General features: G+C 33.7%; 27 protein-coding genes. 2 read left to right on the forward strand and 25 right to left on the reverse strand.

Translation table 11 applies throughout. The features are described from left to right. Positions 1–80 precede the first annotated feature (80 nt). The 6 genes from moaA to LQ622_RS08180 are packed head-to-tail and all read right to left on the reverse strand — an operon-like array spanning position 81 to position 4,135. Complete coding sequence (gene moaA / locus LQ622_RS08155; RefSeq protein ID WP_037589029.1) at positions 81–1,103, reverse strand: GTP 3',8-cyclase MoaA; 1,023 nt, start codon at positions 1,101–1,103, stop codon at positions 81–83. A 28-nt stretch (positions 1,104–1,131) separates the two neighbouring features. Then, entirely contained in the window at positions 1,132–1,722 is a 591-nt protein-coding gene (gene mobA / locus LQ622_RS08160; RefSeq protein ID WP_049320020.1) for a molybdenum cofactor guanylyltransferase MobA, read from the reverse strand. 7 nt (positions 1,723–1,729) lie between these two features. Then, positions 1,730–1,963 (reverse strand): molybdopterin converting factor subunit 1, encoded by a 234-nt coding sequence (moaD, locus tag LQ622_RS08165; protein WP_239762085.1) that lies wholly within the window; start codon positions 1,961–1,963, stop codon positions 1,730–1,732. Then, on the reverse strand, positions 1,963–2,412 hold the full coding sequence (locus tag LQ622_RS08170) for a molybdenum cofactor biosynthesis protein MoaE (RefSeq protein ID WP_239762127.1): 450 nt from the start codon (positions 2,410–2,412) through the stop codon (positions 1,963–1,965). The genes moaD and LQ622_RS08170 overlap by 1 nt, the downstream gene beginning before the upstream one ends. Positions 2,413–2,420: 8 nt before the next feature. Beyond that, positions 2,421–2,879: a molybdopterin-guanine dinucleotide biosynthesis protein B gene (mobB, locus tag LQ622_RS08175; protein WP_126477758.1), complete on the reverse strand. Its 459-nt coding sequence runs from the start codon at positions 2,877–2,879 to the stop codon at positions 2,421–2,423. Beyond that, positions 2,876–4,135, reverse strand: coding sequence for a molybdopterin molybdotransferase MoeA (locus tag LQ622_RS08180; RefSeq protein ID WP_239762084.1), 1,260 nt, complete (start codon positions 4,133–4,135; stop codon positions 2,876–2,878). The genes mobB and LQ622_RS08180 overlap by 4 nt, the downstream gene beginning before the upstream one ends. A 67-nt stretch (positions 4,136–4,202) precedes the next feature. On the opposite strand from LQ622_RS08180, the gene moaC reads away from it, so the two are divergent. Then, positions 4,203–4,682, forward strand: a complete 480-nt coding sequence (gene moaC / locus LQ622_RS08185) for a cyclic pyranopterin monophosphate synthase MoaC (protein WP_239762083.1) — start codon at positions 4,203–4,205, stop codon at positions 4,680–4,682. On the opposite strand, the gene LQ622_RS08190 is transcribed toward moaC, so the two are convergent. From LQ622_RS08190 to LQ622_RS08255, 14 genes are all read right to left on the reverse strand, one after another. Continuing rightward, complete coding sequence (locus tag LQ622_RS08190) at positions 4,683–5,183, reverse strand: MogA/MoaB family molybdenum cofactor biosynthesis protein (RefSeq protein WP_275589880.1); 501 nt, start codon at positions 5,181–5,183, stop codon at positions 4,683–4,685. It lies immediately after the preceding gene. An 11-nt stretch (positions 5,184–5,194) separates the two neighbouring features. After that, positions 5,195–6,196 (reverse strand): ThiF family adenylyltransferase, encoded by a 1,002-nt coding sequence (locus LQ622_RS08195; protein WP_239762082.1) that lies wholly within the window; start codon positions 6,194–6,196, stop codon positions 5,195–5,197. A 122-nt stretch (positions 6,197–6,318) separates the two neighbouring features. Then, complete coding sequence (locus LQ622_RS08200; protein WP_239762081.1) at positions 6,319–7,479, reverse strand: nitrate/nitrite transporter; 1,161 nt, start codon at positions 7,477–7,479, stop codon at positions 6,319–6,321. A 205-nt stretch (positions 7,480–7,684) separates the two neighbouring features. Beyond that, positions 7,685–8,338 (reverse strand): nitrate respiration regulation response regulator NreC, encoded by a 654-nt coding sequence (gene nreC / locus LQ622_RS08205; protein WP_025906820.1) that lies wholly within the window; start codon positions 8,336–8,338, stop codon positions 7,685–7,687. A 16-nt stretch (positions 8,339–8,354) separates the two neighbouring features. After that, positions 8,355–9,389 (reverse strand): sensor histidine kinase, encoded by a 1,035-nt coding sequence (locus LQ622_RS08210; RefSeq protein ID WP_025906821.1) that lies wholly within the window; start codon positions 9,387–9,389, stop codon positions 8,355–8,357. Further along, the gene (nreA, locus tag LQ622_RS08215; RefSeq protein ID WP_025906822.1) at positions 9,386–9,829 is read right to left on the reverse strand and encodes a nitrate respiration regulation accessory nitrate sensor NreA; all 444 of its coding nucleotides are present in this window, start codon (positions 9,827–9,829) and stop codon (positions 9,386–9,388) included. The genes LQ622_RS08210 and nreA overlap by 4 nt, the downstream gene beginning before the upstream one ends. Positions 9,830–9,858: 29 nt before the next feature. Next, the gene (narI, locus tag LQ622_RS08220) at positions 9,859–10,539 is read right to left on the reverse strand and encodes a respiratory nitrate reductase subunit gamma (protein WP_025906823.1); all 681 of its coding nucleotides are present in this window, start codon (positions 10,537–10,539) and stop codon (positions 9,859–9,861) included. Continuing rightward, complete coding sequence (gene narJ / locus LQ622_RS08225; protein ID WP_025906824.1) at positions 10,532–11,107, reverse strand: nitrate reductase molybdenum cofactor assembly chaperone; 576 nt, start codon at positions 11,105–11,107, stop codon at positions 10,532–10,534. The genes narI and narJ overlap by 8 nt, the downstream gene beginning before the upstream one ends. After that, on the reverse strand, positions 11,100–12,656 hold the full coding sequence (gene narH / locus LQ622_RS08230; RefSeq protein WP_239762080.1) for a nitrate reductase subunit beta: 1,557 nt from the start codon (positions 12,654–12,656) through the stop codon (positions 11,100–11,102). The genes narJ and narH overlap by 8 nt, the downstream gene beginning before the upstream one ends. Next, positions 12,646–16,317 (reverse strand): nitrate reductase subunit alpha, encoded by a 3,672-nt coding sequence (locus LQ622_RS08235; protein ID WP_239762079.1) that lies wholly within the window; start codon positions 16,315–16,317, stop codon positions 12,646–12,648. The genes narH and LQ622_RS08235 overlap by 11 nt, the downstream gene beginning before the upstream one ends. A 201-nt stretch (positions 16,318–16,518) precedes the next feature. Next, on the reverse strand, positions 16,519–17,118 hold the full coding sequence (locus LQ622_RS08240) for an ATP-binding cassette domain-containing protein (RefSeq protein WP_037589046.1): 600 nt from the start codon (positions 17,116–17,118) through the stop codon (positions 16,519–16,521). A gap of 6 nt (positions 17,119–17,124) precedes the next feature. Further along, complete coding sequence (gene modB, locus LQ622_RS08245) at positions 17,125–17,793, reverse strand: molybdate ABC transporter permease subunit (protein ID WP_239762078.1); 669 nt, start codon at positions 17,791–17,793, stop codon at positions 17,125–17,127. Positions 17,794–17,804: 11 nt separating this feature from the next. Next, entirely contained in the window at positions 17,805–18,572 is a 768-nt protein-coding gene (gene modA / locus LQ622_RS08250; protein WP_037589049.1) for a molybdate ABC transporter substrate-binding protein, read from the reverse strand. Between the two features lie 161 nt (positions 18,573–18,733). Next, the gene (locus LQ622_RS08255; RefSeq protein ID WP_204168967.1) at positions 18,734–21,094 is read right to left on the reverse strand and encodes an FdhF/YdeP family oxidoreductase; all 2,361 of its coding nucleotides are present in this window, start codon (positions 21,092–21,094) and stop codon (positions 18,734–18,736) included. A 134-nt stretch (positions 21,095–21,228) separates the two neighbouring features. Here LQ622_RS08255 and fdhD point away from each other — a divergent pair, with 134 nt between their 5' ends. Next, positions 21,229–22,023 (forward strand): formate dehydrogenase accessory sulfurtransferase FdhD, encoded by a 795-nt coding sequence (gene fdhD, locus LQ622_RS08260; protein WP_239762077.1) that lies wholly within the window; start codon positions 21,229–21,231, stop codon positions 22,021–22,023. A 45-nt stretch (positions 22,024–22,068) separates the two neighbouring features. On the opposite strand, the gene LQ622_RS08265 is transcribed toward fdhD, so the two are convergent. The 5 genes from LQ622_RS08265 to LQ622_RS08285 all read right to left on the reverse strand — a co-directional run bounded on the left by LQ622_RS08265 (position 22,069) and on the right by LQ622_RS08285 (position 25,643). Further along, a complete protein-coding gene (locus LQ622_RS08265) occupies positions 22,069–22,815 on the reverse strand; it encodes a GNAT family N-acetyltransferase (protein ID WP_239762076.1) in 747 nt (248 codons plus the stop codon). Positions 22,816–22,829: 14 nt separating this feature from the next. Next, positions 22,830–23,381 (reverse strand): biotin transporter BioY, encoded by a 552-nt coding sequence (locus LQ622_RS08270; protein ID WP_239762075.1) that lies wholly within the window; start codon positions 23,379–23,381, stop codon positions 22,830–22,832. A gap of 76 nt (positions 23,382–23,457) precedes the next feature. Beyond that, positions 23,458–24,315, reverse strand: coding sequence for an ROK family protein (locus LQ622_RS08275; RefSeq protein ID WP_239762122.1), 858 nt, complete (start codon positions 24,313–24,315; stop codon positions 23,458–23,460). A 6-nt stretch (positions 24,316–24,321) separates the two neighbouring features. After that, entirely contained in the window at positions 24,322–24,960 is a 639-nt protein-coding gene (locus tag LQ622_RS08280; RefSeq protein WP_049320000.1) for a FadR/GntR family transcriptional regulator, read from the reverse strand. Next, positions 24,960–25,643, reverse strand: coding sequence for a FadR/GntR family transcriptional regulator (locus tag LQ622_RS08285; RefSeq protein ID WP_239762074.1), 684 nt, complete (start codon positions 25,641–25,643; stop codon positions 24,960–24,962). The genes LQ622_RS08280 and LQ622_RS08285 overlap by 1 nt, the downstream gene beginning before the upstream one ends. Between the last annotated feature and the right edge of the window lie 85 nt (positions 25,644–25,728).

Consider the following 25,728-nt stretch of genomic DNA (forward strand, 5'->3'; position numbering starts at 1 on the left):
TTTACGGACACTTCTCAGAATTCTGTCCCTAACAGCACCTCTTACGGACATTTCTCGGAATTCTGTCCCTAACTTCTAATCTAACCACCTATATAGTTCATATTAATTTTATTTTTCTTTCGTCTTGCTACTGTAGCTGCTGTTCGTTCATCTGAGTATCTGTCATCTCTTATATTCCATAAATACTTTAATGTGCTTAATAATTCTTCGTCTGTCTTGCCGCTTCTTAGCTCTGATTTTATATCATAACCATTTTTTTCAGCGAATAAACAGCCATAAAATTTACCGTCAGATGAAATTCTTGCTCGTGTACATGATGAACAAAATGATGCTGACACACTCGTGATCAAACCAAATTGTGCGCCGTTATCTTTATGGCGATAGTATGTTGCAACTTCTCCAAAATAATTGGCGTCCACTGGTTCTACATCATAGGCTGAAGAAATGATATTTAACATTTCTTTCTTAGTGACGACTTTATCAAAATTCCACCCGTTATCATTACCTACATCCATAAATTCTATAAATCTTACGATAATGTTTTTCTCTTTAAAATGCTCAACAAGTGGCAGTATTTCTTGGTCGTTCACCCCTTTTTGGATCACGACATTCACTTTAACTTTTAAACCAATTCTCACTGCATAATCTATTTGATCGAGTATTTGAGAAGCGGATATTTGACGATTATTAATCGATTTAAATAATTCATCATCCATTGCGTCTATACTTACATTCACTCTTCGTAGTCCTGCATTGTATAAATTCAATCCATGTTTTTTTAACAACATACCATTTGTTGTTAGTCCGATGTCTTCTATACCTTCTATTTTGTTCAAAGCTTCTACAAGCTCATATAGATTTCGTCTTAGAAGCGGCTCTCCGCCTGTAATTCTAATTTTCTTTACACCAAGTGAGCTGTATAGCTTAGATAATCTCGTAATTTCTTCAAAACTCAATAATTCTTCTTTAGGTAAGAAGACGTAATCATCCCCAAAAATTTCTTTAGGCATACAGTAATCACAACGAAAATTACATCGGTCGGTAACCGATATTCTCAAATCTCTAATTGGTCTTCCTAATTTATCTTTGATAGGTTGATGCATCGTAACGCCCCCTCTACCTATACAATCGTTAAGACTCAGCTTTTTCTAAATCTTCAATGTAATTTATATTTTGGTACCAATTAGTTGAATCTTTCACATTTGATACATCTAACCATTGTGAAGGTTTCTTTTCATATATATCTTTCATTCTAAAAGCTTCATGGTCTAACGCTTCTTTAATGTCCGCTTCGACACGATGACTATAAAATGCTAACGTCGGCATTTTTTTACCATTTGCTTCGTATCCAGCAATATCTAGCTGTTCTTCCATTACACGCGAAATAAAAAATTGATACAGATGACTAATCGCTTTTTCGGTAATTTTAGGTGTATCGCAAGCAATCACAAAATAACATTCCGAATCATGTTTTTGCATCACGCTATATATCCCACCTAAAGGACCATTATTTTTGTACTTTGATAAATCTACGACAACATTATGGTGATTGAATGAATCTTTCAATTCTTCACTCGTACTAATCACAACTTTTTCAAATAAATTCGTTTGATTTAAAGTTTGAATGATTTTTTCATAAAAAACTTCTCCATTAATTGTCGCTAACGCTTTTGGTGAACCGAATCTACTGGACTTACCGCCAGCTAGAACTATTGCTATCATTTTCTCTTTACCCTCCACTAACTGGTGGAATCAATGCAACAACATCTTGGTCTGTTATAACACTTGATTCTTGCACAAATTCCTCATTTACAGCAACTTGAAAAGTTTCATCATTTAACTCTGGATGCTTCTCAACTAAATATTGCTTAAAGTTTAACACAGAGTAGTCTTGGTTAAGAGTTATTTGCTCTTCATTTATGTTTATTATTTCTTTTAAATGAGCAAAATAAAATACTTTCATTATTCACCCTCCATTTGAATAGAAGAATGGTATTGTTTTTGACTGCCTTGCCATTCTTCTCCATCTTCCCATATTTCTTTTTTCCAGATTGGTACGATTTCTTTAATCCTTTCAATCGCATATTCATTTGCCTTATAAGCATCTTGCCTATGCGGTGAAGATACACTGATAACAACAGCTATATCTAATATTTGTAATTCACCAATTCTATGTGCAATTGCAACTATTGTACCTGGCCATTTTTCTTTAATTTCATCACCTATTTGAGCTAATTTCTTCTCTGCCATTGGGATGTATGCCTCATAAGCTAAGTACTCTGTCTTAATGCCTTTTGTCCATTCTCTCACATGGCCTGTAAAGACAACAACTGCACCTTGTTTTTCATTAAGTGTCCAGTTTCTGTATTGTTCAGGATTTATTGGATCATTGACGATTTCAAATTGTTTCACTTCTACACCTACTTTTTCAACCAATTTTCAAACCAAACTATAAAGTCTTTCTTTTCTTCAAGATTAAACGCATCAAACTGATATACAATATTTTGTAATGTTTGTGCTAAATCTTCAGATTGCTTCGTCAAAAGTACTTTTGGAAAATGATCATGCTTAAATCCTTCAATTAATAGCACATCAGGCTCAACAGACAAATCTTCATCTATTATTTGCTGCAACGACTTCTCTTCATACGTTACTCTCTCTATTAATTGTTTACCCAACACGATACTTTCTTTAGCACCGCTATTAATAAACGTTAAACTGTCTACTTCTTTATGATTTAAAGAAATTTCGTCTGCACCATGCCCATGATGTTTAATTGTAGATACTGTTAATTGCTGACTGCGACATTCTTTAATTAATTCATTTATTAATGTTGTTTTACCACTATTTTTATAACCAACTATTTGTAATATCTTCATAGTGTTAATTTACTTTCATATGACTGATGATCCGTTAATAGAACTTTCACATCATCATCTTTTTGGTAGCCTCTTGTTCCACCAGGTAAAATAATCATACCATTACTTTTAGCAATTGCGACAACCGCATTTGATTTATTAAATCCTGAAGGCTCAGCATAAACACCTTGTGAAGTGAATGATAATTTACCTCTTATAAATCTCGTAAATGGGTTGGCTTTTTTAAAGTCTTCATTCAACTTCGCATCTATAATGACCGGGTATATAGCATCTGCAGACATCATTTTTTGAATGGTTGGCTTAGTAAATAAATGAAATCCTGAGTAACAAGCTGATGGATTGCCTGATAAACCAAACAACATCTTCTCACCTTTGTAAGCAACCGTTGTTACGCTACCCGGTCTCATTTGCACTTTATTAAAGAGCACTGTTGCACCAATTGCATCATACACTTTCGGTAAATAGTCGAAGTCTCCTACTGATACGCCACCAGTTGTAATCACGATATCATGCTCAGACATTGCTTTTTCAACAATATCAATACAACCTTGTAGATTATCTTCTTGAATCTTATATGTAGTAGCTTCGATATCAACTTCTTTGCATAACGATTCAATCATAGGTCCATTTGAATTTCTAATTTTGCCTGGTTCTAATGGTTCATTTGGTCCTACTAACTCGCTACCTGTTGCGATAACGGCAACGGTAGGCTTTTTAGATACTTTAACAGTTTGGTAACCAAATGTTGCCAACACTGCAATAACACCACTGTTAATACGTTGACCTTTATGTAAGACGTATTCATTTTCTTTACATTCTTCTCCTTGAAACGCGACATTTTCGCCTTCCGTAAATGGTTTACGAATAGTAAATCCTGTTTCTGTTTCCACTGTTTGTTCAAACATTACAACTGCATCTGCACCTTCAGGTATAGGTGCACCAGTCATAATACGTACCGCTTCTCCACTATTTAAAGTCACATTTGAAGCTGTTCCAGCACCGATATGATCTACAACTTTAAATGATATTCTATTGTCTCCTGATGCCCCTTTAGAATCAGCACTTTTAATTGCAAATCCATCATAAGGTGATTTATCAAATCGAGGAATATCGTAAGTTGCTTTAATATCTTCAGCAAGTATATAGTTTAAACTTTCATTTATTGATACTGTTTCTGTCTCTAACTGCTTTACTACTTTAATAACACGTTCAATTGCTTCTTTCACTGGTATAGGTGTTCTCATTTCAACTGTCAATTGTCTACACTCCCTATCAATTTATTTAAACTTACATGTTATAATATCTTTAGAAAGGATGATGATTTTGTCTGAATTTACACATTTTAATGAGCAAGGCCATGCAAAAATGGTCGATGTCTCAGATAAAGAAACAAGCACACGTATCGCAATTGCAAACTCAAGTATTAAAGTAAATCAAACAATCTATGATCAAATAAAAAATGCAACAAATAAAAAAGGCGATGTACTTGGTACAGCACAAATTGCTGGCATTATGGCTGCTAAAAATACAAACCAATTGATACCTATGTGTCACCCACTTCAATTAACAGGCATCGATATCTCTTATGAATGGGATAAAGATGAACCATACACAATAAATATTTCAGCAACCGTTAAGACGAAAGGTCAAACAGGTGTAGAAATGGAAGCTTTAACTGCTGCAAGTGTTACAGCTTTAACAATATATGATATGTGTAAAGCCGTTGATAAAGGCATGGTTATTGGTGAAACATATTTATCTTATAAGACTGGTGGCAAAAATGGCGACTTCAAACGCCAATAGTTATTTATTAAGCTCATGTACTAAATGATTCAATTCTTTAGTTATGAGCTTTTCCATTGCTAATTTAACTGCACCTGTAGAACCCGGTATTGAAATAATAACTTGATGCCCGACTGTACCTGCAATTGCTCTAGAAAGTATCGCTCTCGTACCTACATCTTCTGTATAACTTAAATATCTAAATATCTCACCGAATCCTTCTATTTCTTTATCTAGTAAAGGCTTAATCGCCTCGATCGTCACATCTCTTTGACTAATACCTGTACCGCCAGTTGTAATAATGGCGTCAACATCATTATTAAGCCACTCATTCACTTGCGTTTGAATTTCAGTGACATCATCTTTAACAATTTGATAATGCCCTTCTTTATTTTCAACATTGAGATCTTTCAAATATTGTTGAACAAGTTGTCCACCTTTATCTGTTTCTTTCGTTCTCGTATCACTTACGGTTAAAACTGCCACATTTATAAGACGATCTATTCTATTAACTACACTCATCGATTTAACTCCTATCCAAACATATTCTCAACAAACTGTCTGCCTTCTTCTACAGAATCCAAATCATGAATTAATAACCTACCATTATTAAATGCTACGACACGATGGTCATCGTATAAATACTGAATCATATACGCATTAGAACGATGCAATAATCCATTTTGAGCAACAAACTTTTCAATAGCTGGTCGATTAAGCTTCTCGTTTATATATTGAACAGTATGACGACCACATAATTCAGTCAGTTGTTTATCTGAATTTGATAATTTTAAATAAGTTGGTTCTGCTCCACAAGTCTCACAATCGTCTCGTTTCATTTGTGCAAATCCAAATGATTGATGTTCACCGAACCAAACGTCACCGTACGTAATTTTAGGTGTAAATGAATAACCAGCCAATATTTTAAGTGCATCTGCAACTTGTAAACTTGCTGCCATTGTAACTGCAGGGTTTATCACCCCTACTGTGTCACAAGTTCTATTAATCACTGGCAATTGTGGCAATACACAGTTGAAGCAAGGTGTTTCACTAGGCACAAAAGTCGCTTGAACATAAGTAGATTCTAAGCATGCGCCATATATCCACGGAATATTCATCTTGTACGCAAAATCATTAATAATTTGTCTCGTATTAAAATTATCTGTCGCATCAATAATAATGTTTGAGTAACGCGCAACTTCATGTAATAATTTTGCATCACATTGCGCAATATAAGATTTTATTGTAATGTCTTCACGAATTTTCTTTAAATGTCTTTCTGCTGCTACAACTTTAGGTAGCATTTCTTTAATATCATTCTCTATAAATAATGTTTGTCTTTGTAAGTTTGACGATTCAACATAATCTCGATCAATAATATTGAGTCTCTTTATACCCGACCTAGTCAACTGTTCAGCAACATGTGTACCAAGTGCACCCATGCCTACAATAGTGACACTCGCTTGTTCAATTCTTTCTTGACCTTGTTCTCCAATTTTATCGAATAAAATTTGACGAGAATAACGTTCGTTCATTTATATCAACCTTTCACGAATCTCTTTAACTCTATTATAGAGTTAAACGCTTTTATCCTCAATTAATTGTAAGGCTGAGGCAAAACATTGCCTCAGCCTTTTTAATTTTTTAAGACAAACAACTAAACATGCTTTCTTTCTATTTTAGTCATATGCATCATTGTAATGAGTGCAAGCACACCAAATATAGCAAGCATAAAGAATGCTAAATGATTTGAACCAGTCAAACTCGTTACTAACGTTATCATTAATGGTGGGAAGAATCCGCCGAGTCCACCCATCATAGATACGATTCCGTTTACAACACCTGCTTCTTTTGTGAAGTATGTCGGCACAAGTTTAAATACAAGTCCATTACCAATACCTGCACAAACACTTACCGTCAAACATCCAATTGTAAACAAAATGAGATGATGTGATATTGAAAGGACGATTGCACCTGCTATTAAACCGATAAAGAATACTTTCAATACGTTTAAAGCATTAAATTTATCTCCTAACATACCACCAATTGGTCTAAGTAATGTTGCGATTGCAATAAAGATACCTGTTCTAATACCAGCATCTACTTTATCAATTTCAAAATGACTCACTAAAAAGTTTGGCAGGAACAAACCAAATGCAACAAATGCACCAAACGTAATAAAATACCAGAAACTAAAATAGTAAAGTTTATAGTTATTGATGACTTGTTTCGTTTGTGAAATCATTGGAATTTTTACTTTAGGTTCTTCTTTATCTCCAAAGATAAACATTAATACTGCGAAGATAAGTAATACGATTAAATAAAGTTGTACAGTATGTTGCCATCCGATAATGCCTGCTATTGGAGGCGCTAAAAATGATGATACAGCTGTCCCTAAATTCCCCATTCCATAAATACCATTCGCAAAACCATGCTTTTCTTTTGGAAAATATTTAGGAATAGAAGTAACACCTACTGAAAAGATTGCACCACCGAGACCTATAAAGAATCCTGCAACCATCAATCCTGTAGTTGAATGAGCTTGGCTTAAATAAAATACTGGAAATAATAAAATAATAAAACTCACTAAAAATACAAGTCTAGAACCTAATAAGTTCGTATAGTAGCCAATTGGTATTCTTAAAATCGATCCTAAAATAACGGGTATTGCTAAAATAATGGCTTTCTGACCTTCTTCTACACTTATATCTTGTGTAATATAAGGCATTAAAGGTGCAAGTATACTCCAAACCATGAATCCTGCCATTAAACTAAAGGTTTGGAGCGGTAGTTGAACTTTTCCTAAGTTATTTCTCATGTTTTTCACCCTTCGAAATTAATCTTTATGTATAATCTTTCCAATATTATTGTAGGTTATTTGTGAAAAAGTGCACATAAGGATATCCCCTTATTGAAACATGGAAAATCCCTATATTCATTTATAAAAATTAATCCGATAAAAAACATAAAAAGACCTGATAAACTAAGGCTTTTGAACCACAATTTATCAGGTCAATTTTGTTTTAGAAGTCTAATAATTTTTTCTTCATAGCATATTCAACTAATTCTGGACGCGATTTTAAACCGAGTTTATCCATAATTCGCGCTTTATGTGCTTCAATCGTTTTGACAGAAACAAATAATTTCTCCGCAATTTCTTTATTACCATAGCCCTTTGCGATTAAAGGTAAGATTTCTAGTTCTCTTTGAGACAATATTTTAAATGGATCAGAAGTACTTTGCTCATTGTTATCTTGATGATTAAAGAGTTCATTTACGAGTGAACTTGTAACTTTAGAATCAATATACATATCGCCTCTATATATCGTTCTTACAGCATGTATTAACTCTTCATCTGGTGCATTTTTTAAAATATATCCTTTAGCACCACTTCTTAATACATGAAATAAATATTCTTCATCATCAAACATCGTTAATATTAATATTTTAGTTTGCTTAAAGTCTTCTGCTATTTTACCAGTTGCGATTAATCCTGATTCACCAGGTGGCATACTTAAATCCATGATCAATACATCTGGTGAATGTTTTGCAACCATTTGATATGCTTCTATACCATCTGCAGCTGTCGCAACAACTTCCATGTCTTCTTGATAATTCAAAATCATTGAAAAGCCTGTTCTCACCACTGCATGATCATCTGCTATTACGATTTTCATATATACCACCCACCATTTATGCTATTGGTACATTCAATTTAATATTTGTACCTTTTTTAAGTTTACTTTCGATATTGATTTTACCGCCAACAATTTCAGCACGTTCTTTCATACCATATATACCAAGTCCTGAACCTTTTGGCTGACTACCTAATACAAATCCATTCCCTTGGTCAGCAATTTCAACTTCTATTTCATTGCCATCACAAGACATATGAACATCAACACTATCCACATTAGCATACTTCAATGCATTAAACACCGCTTCTTGTACAATTCTATATACGACCGTTTCAATCTCCGTATTAAAACGTTTAATAGACGAATCATAATGATAGTGAACATGGAAACCGAAATTTTTCTCAAGCTGTTTAAAATATGACTTAAATGCTGCGTCTAATCCAAGGTCATCTAATGATGAAGGTCTTAGTTCTAAAGATAAGTTTCTAATATCATCGATTAATCGAGACATTAACGTTTCAATATGTTGAGACTGCTGCTTCAATTCGTCAATATCATTCTGATATTTCAATAATCTAAGTTCAACACTCACATTAAGCAATTCTTGAACAACACCATCGTGTAACTCTCTAGAAATTCTTTTACGCTCGTTTTCTTGTGCGGATATTGTTTTTTGAATCATTGTTTGTTGATGTAATTTCTGTTGTCTTTCAATTTGTGGCGATACATTTTGTAACGTATACACTTTAACATCGTCTTCTTGACTAATCGTTTGATAAGTTGCTGTAAAAGGTTCAACAGTCCCACTATTTGTCTGCATAAACACTTGAAAACTAGTGTTGCCAATTTTTGAAGACTCTAAAAAGCAGTCTCTACATGATTGTAAGGCATATTCATTTGAATAACCTTCACATCTACTACAAATGGCATGTGTCAATGATGATTGATTGTCTTCAGAGATTACTCTTCGGGCAGCTTCATTCATATTAATTACCTGTCCTTTACTATTTAAAAACACAATCATTTCGCTCGTTTTTTCATAGTATTGTTTTAATATATCCATTAATATTGAAGCATCTTCTGAACTCATGCATTCATCATATCCTTTCCATAAAATGGTCCAAAGCGATTAAAATCATTCATATCTATTTCAGGAAATTGTTTTTCATCACGTTGTCCAAGTAAGAGCACGCCATAAACTCGATACTTTTTCCATAATGGAATCGCAAGTAATGATGTTAATTGTTCACTTTGAACAATTGGATAGTTAAAGAGTTGATCATGATAAGGGCTTTCTTTCAAGTCACGAATTTCAATAGGTTTCCCACTTTTAATAACAATTCCTGCTATCCCTCTACCGCTTCTTAAAACGATGTTTTGATATCTATGATTTAAATTTCCAGATACATATTGCCACTTTATATGAAAGTGAGCAGCGTCTTCAGAAGTCATAGCTAATCCGACAAAATCAACACCATAAGTACTACGAATAAGATCCAACTGTTCCTGAAAATTAAAATCATTAGACATTTTAAACACCTCGACTTTTTATTTATAGTTTAATTCGTTTTATGTTTTCTGTAAATAATGTAACTTCTACTAAAGTAATTAAGTGGCACACTCCAAACATGTACCAATCTCGTAAATGGCCATAAACTTGTGATTAAAAATCCTAAAATAATATGCGTCTTAAATGTTAAAGGTACGTCATTCATTAAAGCAACATCTGGTTTAAAGATTAATAATCCTCTAAACCAAACAGAAATTGTTTGTCTATAATCAAAGTCTGGTGTTGTCGCGTTCGTCCATAATGTTGAAATACAACCCATCAATACGATCACTAACAATAATATATTTACTATAATGTCCGAAGCTGAACTTAGCCTTCTTACATTTTGTTTCGTAATTCTTCTAGCTGTTAACAGAACCATACCGATTAATGTCACAATACCGAAAATACTTCCAATATAAACTGCACCGATATGATATAAATGATCATTAACGCCGACACTACTTAACCATTCTGCAGGTATGCCTAAACCAACTATATGTCCAAATATAACTGGAATAATACCTAAATGAAATAAAATACTTCCCCACATCAATTGTTTCTTCTCAATAAACTCACTAGACTTTGCTGTCCATGAAAATTGATCATACTTAAATCTGAATAAATGACCGATAATAAAAATAGCGATACATAAATAAGGATAGATAACCCATATAAATTGATTAATCACCGTTGATCACCTTCTCTTGCTCTACTACACATGATTTTAACGTTTCTCTAATTGCTTTAATCAGATGAAAATACGGACTGTTTTGTTTACCTAAAGCTTGAAGCAATCCATATGTCCCATCTTCAATGACCATCACAACAAGCGTTAAGCTTTCTTGTGCACGACTGTCACCTCTCCACTCTGCAGCATATAAGAATTCAAGCATAAGCGGTAAAAAATCTGACAGTTCATTTTGAGGCATTTCTAGCCCGAACATTTCATAAAGTACTTTTAATCTTGCAAGCATTTGTCCTCGTTCTTTTTGTTCTGTTAGCTTGTTGTATGTCATATATAACGTCGTCTTTTTTTCAAAATCAAACGTTCTTGTATACACTTCTTGAATATCATCTAAAGATATATCATGCATATTTTCCCAATATTGCTTAATGTCACGATAAGCCGGATGATTGGTATCGAAAGCTTTATCAAATGCTTTAGGATGAAAGTCTAACTTTTCTGGATAAGTTAACTGGTTACTAAAGAAACCAAAGCTTTCTTTAAGTTCATATAATGCATCTAAATTAATCACGGAAAATCCCTCCATAGAAGTTCTCATTGTATATTTCTTGTCCGGATTTTTGCTCTGATAATCCTTGAACACCACAACCATCACAATTTGAGCCAAACATTTCGCCACCATAACCTTGGCTACCTTGTGCTCTGTAAGTATCCATGTAACCTTCTTTATGAGATGTCGGTACAACAAAACGATCTTCATGTTTAGCAATCGCGAGTAATCTATACATCGATTTCGTTTGTCTTTCCGTAAGTCCTACGCGCTCAAGTCTTGAAATATCAAATTCTTTACCACTTGATTTAGCTCTCATATAACTACGCATCATCGCCATTTTTTGCAATGCTTCTTTAACCGTCTTCGTATCACCTGCTGTTAGCATATTAGCTAAATATTGAACAGGTAATCTCATTTCTTCAATTGCTGGGAAAATCATATCTGGATTTCTAATAGAATCTTTACCTTCAAAGTAATTCATAATCGGACTTAATGGTGGACAATACCATACCATTGGCAATGTTCGATATTCAGGGTGTAAAGGAAATGCTAATTTATATTCTATTGCCAGTTTATATACGGGTGAATTTTGTGCCGCTTCAATCCAATCATGTGAAATACCATCTTTTTCAGCTTGTTGAATAATGTCTTCATCAAATGGATCTAAAAATAAATCGAGTTGTTTTTGATATAAGTCTTTTTCGTTTTCTGCAGAAGCTGCTTCTTGAACTCTGTCAGCATCATAAAGTAATACACCTAAATATCTCATACGACCTGTACATGTTTCAGAACATACTGTTGGTAAACCAGCTTCAACTCTAGGGAAACAGAATGTACATTTTTCTGCTTTGTTCGTTTTCCAGTTGAAATATACTTTCTTATAAGGACAACCAGTCATACAGTATCTCCAACCACGACATGCATCTTGGTCGACAAGTACAATACCATCTTCATCTCTTTTATACATTGCACCAGATGGACATGACGCAACACAACTTGGGTTTAAGCAATGTTCACACAGTCTTGGTAAATACATCATAAAAGTTTGGTCAAAGTTAAATTTAATTTCCTCTTCGATTTTTTGAATGTTTGGATCAGTAGGTCCTGTAACATGAGCACCCGCTAAATCATCTTCCCAGTTTGGTCCCCATTTGATATCTAATTTTCTACCTGAAATAACAGATTCAGCTTTTGCTACTGGAGAATGGTTTCCTTCTTTAGCTGTTGTTAAATGTTTATAATTATATGTCCACGGTTCATAATAATCTTTCATTTCTGGCATATCAGGATTATAGAAAATTTTACCCAGTGCAATTTTAGATAGTTTACTACCTGACTTTAATTCTAATTTTCCTTTTTTGTTGAGTACCCAACCACCTTTATAAGTTTCTTGGTCTTCCCAACGTTTCGGATAACCGATACCAGGTTTTGTTTCAACATTATTAAACCATATATATTCAGCGCCTGGTCTATTTGTCCATGTACTTTTACATGTGACACTACATGTATGGCATCCTATACATTTATCTAAATTCATAACCATAGCTACTTGCGCTTTAATCTTCAAGCCAATCTACCTCCTTCATTTTTCTGATCGCAACATATACATCTCTTTGGTTTCCAATTGGCCCATAGTAATTAAAGCCATAACTTATTTGTGCATAACCGCCTACTAATTGCGTAGGTTTCAAGTGAATACGTGTAGGTGCATTATGCGAACCACCACGAGTATCTGTAATTTCTGATCCAGGTGTCTCAATATGTTTATCTTGTGCATGATACATAAACATCGTACCTCTAGGCATTCTATGCGATACAACCGCTCTTGCTGTAACGACACCATTTCTGTTATATACTTCTAACCAATCATTATCTTTAATGTCATTCGCCATTGCGTCTTCTTTCGCAATCCAAACAGTTGGACCACCTCTAAATAGCGTCAACATATGCAAATTATCTTGGTATGTTGAATGAATATTCCACTTACCATGTGGCGTTAAATATCTTAATACTAATGTATCCACGCCGCCTTTTATGTTTTTATCTTTCGTACCAAATACCATTGGCGGTAATGTTGGTTTATAGATAGGTAAATTCTCACCAAACTGTAAGAATACTTCATGATCAATATAATAACTTTGTCTACCTGTTAACGTTCTAAACGGTACAAGACGTTCGATATTTGTCGTAAATGGTGAATATCTTCTACCTAATTTGTTTGATCCTGGGAATACTGCTGTCGGTATAACTTCTCTCGGTTGTGCTGTTATATTTTGGAACGTTATTTTTTCTGATGCACGTTCACTAGAAATATCTTTCAATGTCATCCCCGTTTGTTCTTCTAAGTCATCGTAAGATTTTTGTGAGACTTTACCATTTGAAGCTGATGAAACATTCAATATAACATCTGCTACTTTACGTGCTGTATCCATTCTAGGGAGACCATTTTTAACAGTGTCATCTTCCCACGTATCTAACATAATCTTTAATTCATCGTATTGCTCTTTTACTGAGAAACTTACCCCATGAGCACCGACTTTACCTTTTTCTAATAATGGTCCAACTGATATATATTTATCGTATATAGCTGTATAATCCCTTTCTACAACTGCGAAACCAGGCATTGTTTTACCAGGTATTGCTTCAATTTCACCTTTAGACCAATCTTTAACAATTCCGTAAGGTGTTGAAATTTCTTGTTTAGAATCATGTGCTAAAGGCGTTGTTACAACATCTTTAAATGTGCCTTTCATATGTGTCTTCGCTAAATCAGAAACAGATTTTGCTAACGTTTTATAAATATCCCAGTCTGATTTTGATTCCCATAATGGGTCAACTGCAGGGTTAAACGGATGTATGAATGGATGCATATCAGTAGAAGATATATCATGTTTTTCATACCATGTTGCTGCTGGTAATACGACATCTGCATACAACGGTGTTGCTGTCATTCTAAAATCTAGCGCAACTAATAAATCTAATTTACCGGTTGTTTCTTCTCGCCATACAATTTCTTCTGGTTTATCCGTTTCATTAGGGTTTGCTAATAGACCTGATTTAGTACCTAATAAATGTTTCATAAAGTACTCTTGTCCTTTTGCTGAACTAGAGATTAAATTTGAACGCCATACAAACAATGTTTTTGGATGATTTTTCTTTGCATCTGGATCTTCTATAGCAAATTTAGTCTTTTTAGATTTTACTGATTCAACTGCTCTTTGAAGAATCGCTTCATTTGAGTCATCCCCTGCATCTTTCGCTTCTTCACCAAAGAGTAAGCTATTACAATCAAATTGCGGATAAGATGGTAGCCATCCTAATCGAGCAGCTAATACGTTATAATCAGCTGGATGTTGATGCTTCAATTCATTTGATAATGGTGACTGTAATTTATCAACACCAGACTCTTCATATTTCCACTGATCCGTTGCAAAGTAGAACCAACTTGTAGCATTTTGAAGTCTAGGTGGTCCTTGCCAATCCTTCGCAAAAGCAATCGTTGACCAACCTTCTATCGGACGACATTTTTCTTGACCAACGTAATGCGCCCATCCGCCACCATTTACACCTTGGCATCCGCATAATATAACAAGGTTTAATATAGAGCGATAAATCGTATCAGAGTTAAACCAGTGATTGATACCTGCCCCCATAATAATCATTGAGCGACCATTTGTATCAACTGCATTTTGTGCAAATTCTCTAGCTACTTGCGTCACAATAGAAGATTTAACACCTGTTACTTTTTCTTGCCATTTAGGCGAATACATTGAATTTTCATCTTCATAACTTGATGCTTCAAGTGGATGATTTAATCTTCTTACGCCATATTGACTTGTCATTAAGTCGTATATTGTCGCGATATAAATTGTTTCTCCGTCTTTATTTTCGATTTCTTTAACGATAATAGGTCTTTCAAAAATACCATTTCCTTCATTATCAAAATACGGAAATTGAATTGTCATCACTTTTGATTCATGGTCTTTAAAAGATAGAGCTGGATCTATTTCTTTTCCATCTTCACCAACTAAATTTAAATTCCATTTAACGCCTTCTTCATATCTTTGTCCCATTGTTCCATTAGGTATGACAAGTTGTTTACTATTTTGATCGAATACAACAGGCTTCCACTCTGCATGTTCTGTTTCCATACCTAAATCACTTGATCTTAAGAAGCGACCTGCTTTATAGCCTTCTCCATGTTTATCAAGTTGTATGATAAAAGGCATATCCGTGTATTGTTTCGCATAGTTGATAAACATTTCTTCTTGCTTATCTTCATAATATTCTTGAAGAATGACGTGTGTCATAGCTTGTGCTAAAGCTGCATCAGTACCAGGATTTGGTGCTAACCAGTTATCAGCAAATTTCACATTTTCAGCATAGTCTGGTGCGACAGACACAACCTTAGTACCTTTGTATCTAACTTCTGTCATAAAATGCGCATCTGGTGTACGTGTTAATGGTACATTCGATCCCCACATAATAATATAACCGGCGTTATACCAATCACTTGATTCAGGTACATCCGTTTGTTCACCCCAAATTTGTGGTGAAGCGGGTGGTAAGTCAGCATACCAATCATAAAAACTAAGCATTTCCCCACCTAATAACGATATAAAACGCGCACCTGAAGCATAGCTAATCATGGACATAGCCGGTATAGGTGTAAATCCAGCAATTCTATCTGGACCATATTTTTTCACAGTATATATAATTTGTGCTGCGATGAGTTGTGTAACATCTCTCCAATTGACGCGAACATGTCCACCTTTACCACGCGCACTTTTATAAATTTCAGCTTTCTGTTCATCTTCAACAATGGATGCCCAAGCGACAACAGGATCTCCATATTCACTTAATGCAGCTTTCCAAAGTTTCCATAACTTACCTCTAACATAAGGGAATTTCACACGTAATGGACTATATTCATACCATGAAAATGAAGCACCACGCGGACATCCTCTAGGTTCAAACTCAGGCATATCAGGTCCACAAGAAGGATAATCAATTTGTTGATTTTCCCATGTAATCACACCATTTTTCACAAATACTTTCCATGAACAAGAACCTGTACAGTTCACACCATGAGTCGTTCTGACAACTTTATCGTGACTCCATCTTTCTCTGTACATTTTCTCCCATTCTCTACTTTTTTCTTCTAATATAGACCAATTTCCATTAAATTTTTCGGTTGGCTTAAAGAATTTCAAACCTAACTTAGACATAGTTAGAACCTCCTATTATTTGCCCTTAATTATCTATATCAATTGTAATTTTTTTCACAATGTTTATGTATTAGGGGATTACCTATACAACATGACGAATTCCCTACATTCTTTTATTTGCGCAAAAAAGCCTCAGACAAAGTGTTTAACTTTGTTTGAGGCTTCGAACATATTATTTATTTTTCACCTTACAATGAACTGTTAACTAATTTCGATAACTTCATCTGCTAAAATTTGAACTTCTTTTTTAGAATGAGACACAAGTATAATCGGTATTTGCCAAGTCTTGAAAATGGACTTTACTAACGCCATACCTTCATCTTTTGTTTCATCATCTAAACTTGAAAATGGTTCATCTAAAAGTAATAAGTTAGGTTTGACACTTAATACTCTACATAATGCAACTCTTTGTGACTCTCCACCAGATAACGTAGATGGATATTGATTTAAACAATTTTCTATACGTAAATGTTTAATCAATTGCTCTGTCTCTTTATTAGGCTCAATCATGTAATGAATATTTTCATGAACTGTCTTATGCGGAAAAAGTTGATAATCTTGAAACAGATAGCCAATATTTCTATCTTGCACTTTAATCACATGCTTTTGATCACTGAGCACTTTTTGATTAATTTCTATTCTGCATGTTTCCGCTTCAGTAAGACCTGCAATAATATTTAATAATGTGGATTTACCTATACCTGATCGACCAACGATCGCATAAATTTTCGGAGTGTCAGCTTGGATATTTAATGATATCGTTCTGTCTTTAATTAACTTTTTAATTGATATATCAATCATCCATATCTACTCCCATTTATGATTCTTTTGATTTAATATATTAAGTGAGCTAATCACACACACTGCAAATGCGATGAGTACAATAACCCATAACCATGCTTTGTGTTCCTCACCAGCTTGCACTAAGAAATAAATTTCTAATGGCAATGTGTTCGTTAAACCAGGAATATAGCCAGCAATCATAAGCGTTGCTCCAAATTCTCCTAACCCTCTAGCAAAACTCATCACAACACCAGAGAAAATGGATCGTTTAGATAACGGTAAAATAATCGTTCTAAAAATTTTCCCTTCACTAGCACCCATCGTTCTTGCTGAGTTAAGCATCTTTGGATTAATAGATTGAAATCCATTCATTACATGTTGATACATAAGCGGCAAACTTACAATAATCGCTGCTATCACTGCACCTACCCACGTAAAAATCACATTGATATGCAATACATCAGATAAAAATTGACCGAAAAATTTATTCTTACCGAAGACAATAAGGAGTATAAAACCCATAACTGTCGGTGGTAATACGATTGGAAGCATAATGATGCTTTCAACTACAGGTTTTAATCTACCTTTATAATTGAGCATCAGCTTTGCCAGAATAATACCTAGGATACACACAATGATAGTACTGATAATTGTTACTTTAATTGATATCCATAGTGGTGTTAAGTCTGGCATAGCATTATCTCCTATCCTTCAAAGTGATATTCTTTAAGAATTTCTTTAGCTTCTTTTGATTTTAAGAATTCAAACCATTCTTTAGCTTCTTTCTTGTCAGTAACAAGACCAGCTCTATAAGTAATTGGATGATCTAAAGGTGCATCCGCTAATTTAACGACGTTATCGACTTTTTTATCTTTACCTTTATACATATCTGTTGCGTATACAAATCCTGCTTCTGCATTTTCTTTTTGAACATAGTTTAATACTTGTTTAACATCTTTTGCGAAAACAAATGTACTTGTCATGCCGTTATATAGATCTTCTTTTTTCAAATATTCTACAGCGTAACGACCTGCTGGTACACTTTTTTCTTCACCAATTGCGACTTTGTTTGGCGCACTAACATCTTTAATATTTTTGATGCTAGAGTTTTCGTATTTAATGATAATTAATTTATTTTTAGCGTAATCATAAACTTCTTTAACTTTTTTACTATCTTGTAATTTATCAACATCAGAAGTGTTAGCAGACATTAATACATCTACATCTGCACCAGCTTCTACTTGTTTACGTAAACTACCTGAACCACCGTAATTGAATTTAATATTCGTATTCGGATGCTTCTTCTTAAATTCTTTTTCTAGAGCTTTAGAAACATCTGTCAAACTTGCTGCGGCTGATACTGTTAACGTCTTGCTTTCAGTTTCTTTTTTAGCTTTATCTTGGTTAGATTCTGTGCTACAACCAGCTAATACAAGTAACAAAGCAAAGACTAATGTTAAAAATCTTTTCATGATTTCTTTCCTTCCTTTTTAGATATGTACAAACTTAATTTACACCTTTATTTATACTATTGTAAGGCTCAAGTATATTTTTTCACAAATTATTCTTAAAGTATAGTGAAATTTGTAATTATAGGGAATATCCTTATTTATTTGAGGATACTCCCTACCTGTTATTGCATCGGTATTTCTTCTAAATCTTTAATCGGTTTTTCATAATAGTCTCTATCTTTTTTAGCGTTAAATCTGTCCGCTTTTTCTACTTTGACTGTAATGTTGTAATCTGGAATCTTAGCGTATTTTTCATATCTACCTCTAGGTAATAAATAGTTGCCTTCTGGGAAATAGACTTCAATGTTTCCTTTTAAGATATCGACATATTTAGCGACACCTTGGAATACGCCGAAACCATTATGAAGAACAACACCTTCACCTTCAGCAATGCTTAATCTATCGGCATCTTCTTTGTTCATTAATACATCATATCTTCCACCATGGTTAAAGGATTCATAATCTCCATAAACCATTGAGTTAAATTGTTTACCTCTTCTTGTCGTCAACATAAAGTCATCAGGTTGTCTGTTTAAGTCTGGAATGTCTACACTGATTAAATGACCTTTACCATCTTCAGTTGGACAAATACCATCTTCACATAACCAAGCGCCACCCCACTGGAAGACATCTCCTTGATTTCTTAAATGTTGGATACCATCATAATCTGGATTTGCTTTAGCAATCTCTTCTCTAATAGACTGACCATCTTTAAAATCAATTAAATGTGCTTGTTCAGGTTTAACACGTTTAGCTAAATCAATATATATTTGCCACTCTGATCTTGCTTCTTTTATTCTATTTTGATTCCCTTCAATTACTGGTGAATAGTAAACCATGCGTTCTGTCGAAGTAGACGTGCCACCACCATCTTGCTCATATCGTGTCTTCGCAGGTAAAACAATAACCGTTTCTTTCGCATCAACTAAAGTAGATGTATTTAAAATAATATCTTGATGTACTCTAAGTTCTAGGTTTTCTAAAGCTTTTTGTATAAATGTTGGGTCAGGCATTGTTTCTAGGAAATTCCCACCGGACATGTAATAACATTTAATTTTACGTTCATGATCATCAGGTAACATAATATTTTCTAACGTTACACCGACCGTATCACCTTGCCAATCCGCAATATCAAATCCCCATAACTTCTCAATACGCTTTTTATTTTCTCCATCAAAAGCACCGCCTGGTAATACAAATGGATCGCAGCCCATTTCTCCAGTACCTTGCACACTAGAATGACCTCTAAACGGCATTAGACCACTATGCTTTCTACCTAAGAAACCTCTTAATAATGCTAAATTACATACTTGAGATATATTATCCGTCGCAAACTCATGCATCGTTAATCCTAGTGCCCAGGCAAATACAGCATTTTGGGCATTGGCAAGTTCAAGGGCTAATTTGTAAATTTGATCTTTAGAAATACCACTTGATTGTTCAATCTCTTCCCATGACTGTTTCTCGACTGTTTCTTTAAGTTCTTCATAGTTTGTAACATGTTCCTCAACAAACTTATGATTAATTGCAGAACCGTATGCTTGTTCTTCCATTTCAAACCAGTGTTTCATAATACCGTGCATAAATGCAATGTCACCACCGATATTAACTTGGTAGAATTCGTCAGCAACATTTGTACCAAATAATGCTGATTCTGCCACAGATGGAATCCAATATTTATCCATTGCTGGTTCTTTATATGGATTGATAACGATGATTTTTGTTCCTTTCTTCTTCGCTTCAAGCATATATTTAGTTGAAACAGGCGAAGCATTAGAAGCTACACTTCCCCAAAACAGTAACACATCTGTACCTATCCAGTCTTGGTAATTCGCGGTTGAAGCTCCAACACCTACTGAACGTTTCATCGCTGTTTTACTAGGTGAATGACATATTCTAGAAGCATTATCGATATTGTTAGCACCTAAATATCTCGCGACCTTACTAGCAACATAATATGATTCATTCGTAATCCCTCTTGAAGTTAAATAAAAAGCATAATTTCTCGGATTTAATGATTTCATTTTTTGAGCTATTGTTTGCATCGCTTCTTCCCATGAAATACGTATAAACTTACGATCACCTTTTCGTCTCATCATTGGATAAGGAATACGACCTAATTGCCTTAATTCTGTGCTATTATATTTTCTCAATTCATCTATATCTTGATGTAAAATTTCTGGTTTAATTTCTGGCATTGTATTAAGTCTTAAAACATTAAATCGTGTTGTACACATGTGAGGACCGGTTAAAGTTTGATCGCTTAATCCAGATACACCTAATGCACAACCATCACAGACACCTTTAGTGATAATATTTTTAGCGTAATTTAAATTATCTTTATTATCCCAAACTATTTTCATTGTATCTCTTATATGTTTAGGCTTTACTTTACCTAGTCCAAAAGGTATTGGACTTACCCAAAATTCTGGTGCTGGCTTTAAATCTTTCTTCATAGGACCTTGATGTTTAGTCTTACCCATTTTTACCCCTCCATGATTTCACTTACATTTATTATATGAAATCACAATATATTTTGAAAGTGCTTTCACTTTATTATTAGTAGGTTACAAAGTAAAATAAACCTATTAAACAATTATTTAAATGGGGAATTATTATGAAGCAAAATATGACTTACAATCTGCCAATATTAAAATACCAAAACGGTCAATTTATTGAGACAACGGATAGCTACGTAACAGAATTTCCTATTACGATTATTATAAACGGAGAAGAGTTTGCAACAATCGTTTGTTCACCTAAAGATTTAGAAGAACTCGTGCTCGGATTTATTGCTTCTGAAGGAGTTATAAAGAAGAAATCTGAAATTAAATCTATTTCAATAGACGATTCTAAAGGTTTTGCACATGTAGAACTCACGAAAGAGATTGATGTCAATTTCAAAAAGAATACACAACGCATGATTTCGTCGTGTTGTGGTAAAAGTAGAGCGTTCTATTTTAATAACGATGCTGTAACAGCTAAAGTGTCACAGTCTAAAATAAACATTACGCCTCAACAAATCATAACTATGATGGATAAACTACATGAAGAAAGTAAGATTTTCAAAGAAACAGGTGGTTTGCATAATGCGGCCATAAGTGAAGGAGATGGCTTCTATTTACATCGATCCGATATTGGTAGACATAACGCATTAGATAAATTATATGGCTATTGTATAGAACATGACATTCCAATCAGAAATAAAGTACTCATCTTTAGCGGAAGAATTTCCTCGGAAATATTAATCAAAGCATCTAAAATTGGTGTCGGCATCATCTTGTCTAAATCAGCACCAACTAACTTAGCAATTGGATTAGCACATGATTTAAATATAACAGCCGTTGGATTTATAAGAGATGGCAGCTTTAATGTATATAGCCACGCTAATAGAATACAAAACCAATCCTAACAATAAGTAAACAGGTTGAGACATCATTGCTGCCTCAACCTGTTTTTATTTGTATTCTTTTAATGTTTCAAATTGAAATCCACTATAAATATAACCTTGTCTTTTATACATATCTTTAGCTGTATCTTCACCATCAGCTACAAGAATTATCGGTTTATCTTTAGCGATTTCTGCTACGAAGGCTTGCATTTTCGTTCCTATACCTAACCTTCTATATATTTCTCGAACACCAAAGCTATCTAATTCTACATACTTCTCATTCATCCATATAAGCAACATACCTGCGGGCTTACCTTTATAATAAGATAATACTTGAATCGGATTATCACTATGTAATTGTTTTTTATTTAATTCAACTTTAAGCTCTGCATAATCTTTGCCATATGCTTCATCTTGTTCATATGATACGTTCAAGAAATCAACAATGTTATCCTCATTCGTTAGAACAACTTCAATGTCTTGATTGGCATCACGTTCAAAGTTCTTCTCAGCATTGATATATAATTCTAACCAACCTGTTTCATAACCTTGAAATTTTAAATATTCTCTTAATTCAATATCGATTGTTTCATTTTCAGGAAAGACAAATTTAAGAAAAGGCTGATTATTTTTTTCATGGATTTCTTTCAACATTGCTTCATCTGCTTTAAACGTATCTATGTCTGGCATTTCTTTATATACAATTTTGTTAGAATCATACTGAATACGTTTATCCAATGTTTGATAATGTATATATCTATTTGTTTCAGTCAAAACCTTTCCATCTGTTTCTATATCTTTAAATGAAACCATCGTTATTCACCTCATTAAGTATTTCTTAAACGTTTTATTTCGGGTACGTTCTTCAAGCTAAATAATAACATAGTTGCTAATATTGCTTTAACAATATCACCTGGTAAGAACGTTGCTGCTAATATGTATCTTTTAGCGATTGAAATATTCATAAACTCACCCATCACAAATCCGCCAATTAAATTAAGGAATAGAACCCCAATGACAATATTAATTGTTAACGCATATGTAAACGAGAGCTCTTTCCACTTTCTATCTATAAAGAATCCAATTAAAAATGCAACAACTGGGTAGCCGAATAAGTAACCAGCAGATGGACCAAAGAATACACCTAGTCCGCCTCTACCACCTGATAATAATGGCAGTCCTGTTGCAACAAGTAACAAGAAGATAATAACACTTAATGTACCTCTTTTATATCCTAATAAACATCCCGCTAATATAATACCAATATTTTGTAGAACGATTGGTACCGGCATAAACGGTAATGGAATTGGTGGTATAAATGCTAATACTGAAATAAAAGCAGTAAACATTGCTATAATAACGATATCTTTAGTTTTCAAATTCTTCACTCCTAATATAAGATAACGATATTATACCACATTGTTAACCAATGTAAATTACAGGTTAACAATTATTTTATAAACTAGAAATTGCACCATATAAAGCTGAATCATTTCCTTTTGAAGTGACTTCAATTTTGGCATGACCATAATCAGTTGGTAAATAATCATCGATAAATGGTTCAATCAATGAAAGTAGTCTTTCTTCTTGTTTAGAAATACCTCCGCCAATCAGTATTATTTCTGGATCAAACATAATTTGAACTTGCGCAATACCTTCTGCTACGTGCTTAGCCCATTGATTAAGGATGTCTTGAGCTTTTTCATCATTTTGATACGCCAAATCAAATAATTTCTCGACTTGTATTTCTTCATTGTAATTGGCACTGATTAATTTTTTTAAAGCTGTCGTAGAGCCTCTATCTTCATATGTTGTATTCGTTTCTTTGTCATAAAGTAAATAGCCTATTTCACATGCTCTATACTTTTTACCTTTTAGTAATTGATTTTCATAATATGCGCCACCTATACCCGTACCAATTGTCATTAAAAATATCGATTGAACTGCTCTATCAAATGTTAACAATTCACCAAGTAACGCGCATGATACATCATTATTAACCGCTACATTACCAGCTATATGTGCTAATGATTGTTTAAAATTTGTACCATTATAGTATGGTATCGTAGGTCCAGCATATGTAATTTCACCTTTATGTGAATCAACGACACCTGCAGTAGAAATACCGACTTCTGGTTTATTTAAGTTAAATTCTTTTGTATATGATTCAACGATTCCCTTAACCGCTTCAACAATACCCCCATCTTTATTATGTGGTGTTTCAATTTTTTGATAACTATGTATTGTGTGGTGGTCATCAATCACGCCAGCTTTAATAAATGTGCCACCTATATCAATTGCAATTTTCATAATATCCTCCTAAATAGACAAATGTGTCGTCATAAGTTCTTTAGCTAATTGAACATCTTTATTGGCAATTGCTTCGATAATTTTCTTATGCATTTCATTCGTTTGAATATAATTAATTTCTTTCCCTTCTTCTTCAATATGATAGAAGTAAGACTGAATAACAGAGCTTAATTGTTCAAATAATACATTTCCTGTAGCGCTTAGTAACGTTTGATGAAATGCCTTATCATTCTCATAATGATTGATAACATCTTCATTTACAATTGCTTTTAAATCACTGATATCCTTATCCAATTTAACGATTTCTTCAATAGCTGCACATTCAAAAATAATTCTCAATGACAGTAAATCATTTTTCGAACCATTTGCGACTTGAAAACTAAATAGAAATCCTTCAACTAAACTAGAGATATCTGGTGCTTTGATTACCGTTCCTCTTCCTTGAACCGTCTCGATCACACCTGTATGTTCAAGATAACTCAAAGCTTCTCTTACAACTGAACGACTCACGCCATACATTTCAGTAAATGCACGTTCTGTCGGTAAGCGATCCCCTTCTGTCATGCCTTTATCCAAAATATATTGTTTAATTTCTTGTAATACTTGCGACTTCAAACTTTGGACTTCAATCTTATCTAATTTACCCATCATTTTTGCTCCAATTCTTCTATCCACTCAACGACTCTAGACAGATGTTTATTAATAATGTCATGTGCTAAAGTTAAATTTTGTTTCTCAATTGCTTCTATTAAATCAGCATGTTCTTTGTAAGATTTTTCTATATCTTCTTTATCAACGATTTGATTAAACTGGTTCTTATCGAAATACTCTTTAATAACTTTACTCATCGTGATTAATGTTTGATTTTCAGTAAAGATAATAATCGTTTCATGAAATGCTGAATCATAATGCGCGAATTTTTGAGATTTGTTGAAAGACTCATAATAAATATCATTCAAATCTCTTAGTTTATTCGCATCGATCACGATTTTATTTTCTATTAAAAGACGTATCGCACCTAGTTCTAATATTTTCCGCACTTCAAGTAATTCTTTAATTTTAAAACCATGCACTTTCATATGTGACTCAAAAAGCATTGATAAATGTTTATTCTTCTCTGTTATAAACATGCCACTTCCTGATTTAACTTGAATGAGACCACTTTGCTGCAAGCGACTAATCGCTTCTCTCACAACTGTGCGACTCACCCCTAATTGTTCGATAAGCATTTTCTCTGAAGGTAGTTTATCTCCATTATCAAATTGATGTTCTGCTATATATTCTTTTAATTTTTCAACAGCCACATCAACGAGTGATGTTCGTTTCATCATTTTACCTACCTCCTCTTAATTATTTATTTTATCATAAGTGATGTATCAAATAATAAAACGATTGACAGAAGAATATGTATTCGCT

The sequence above is a fragment of the Mammaliicoccus sp. N-M50 genome (assembly GCF_022386995.1).
GTDB classification, from domain to species: Bacteria; Bacillota; Bacilli; order Staphylococcales; family Staphylococcaceae; genus Mammaliicoccus; species Mammaliicoccus sciuri_A.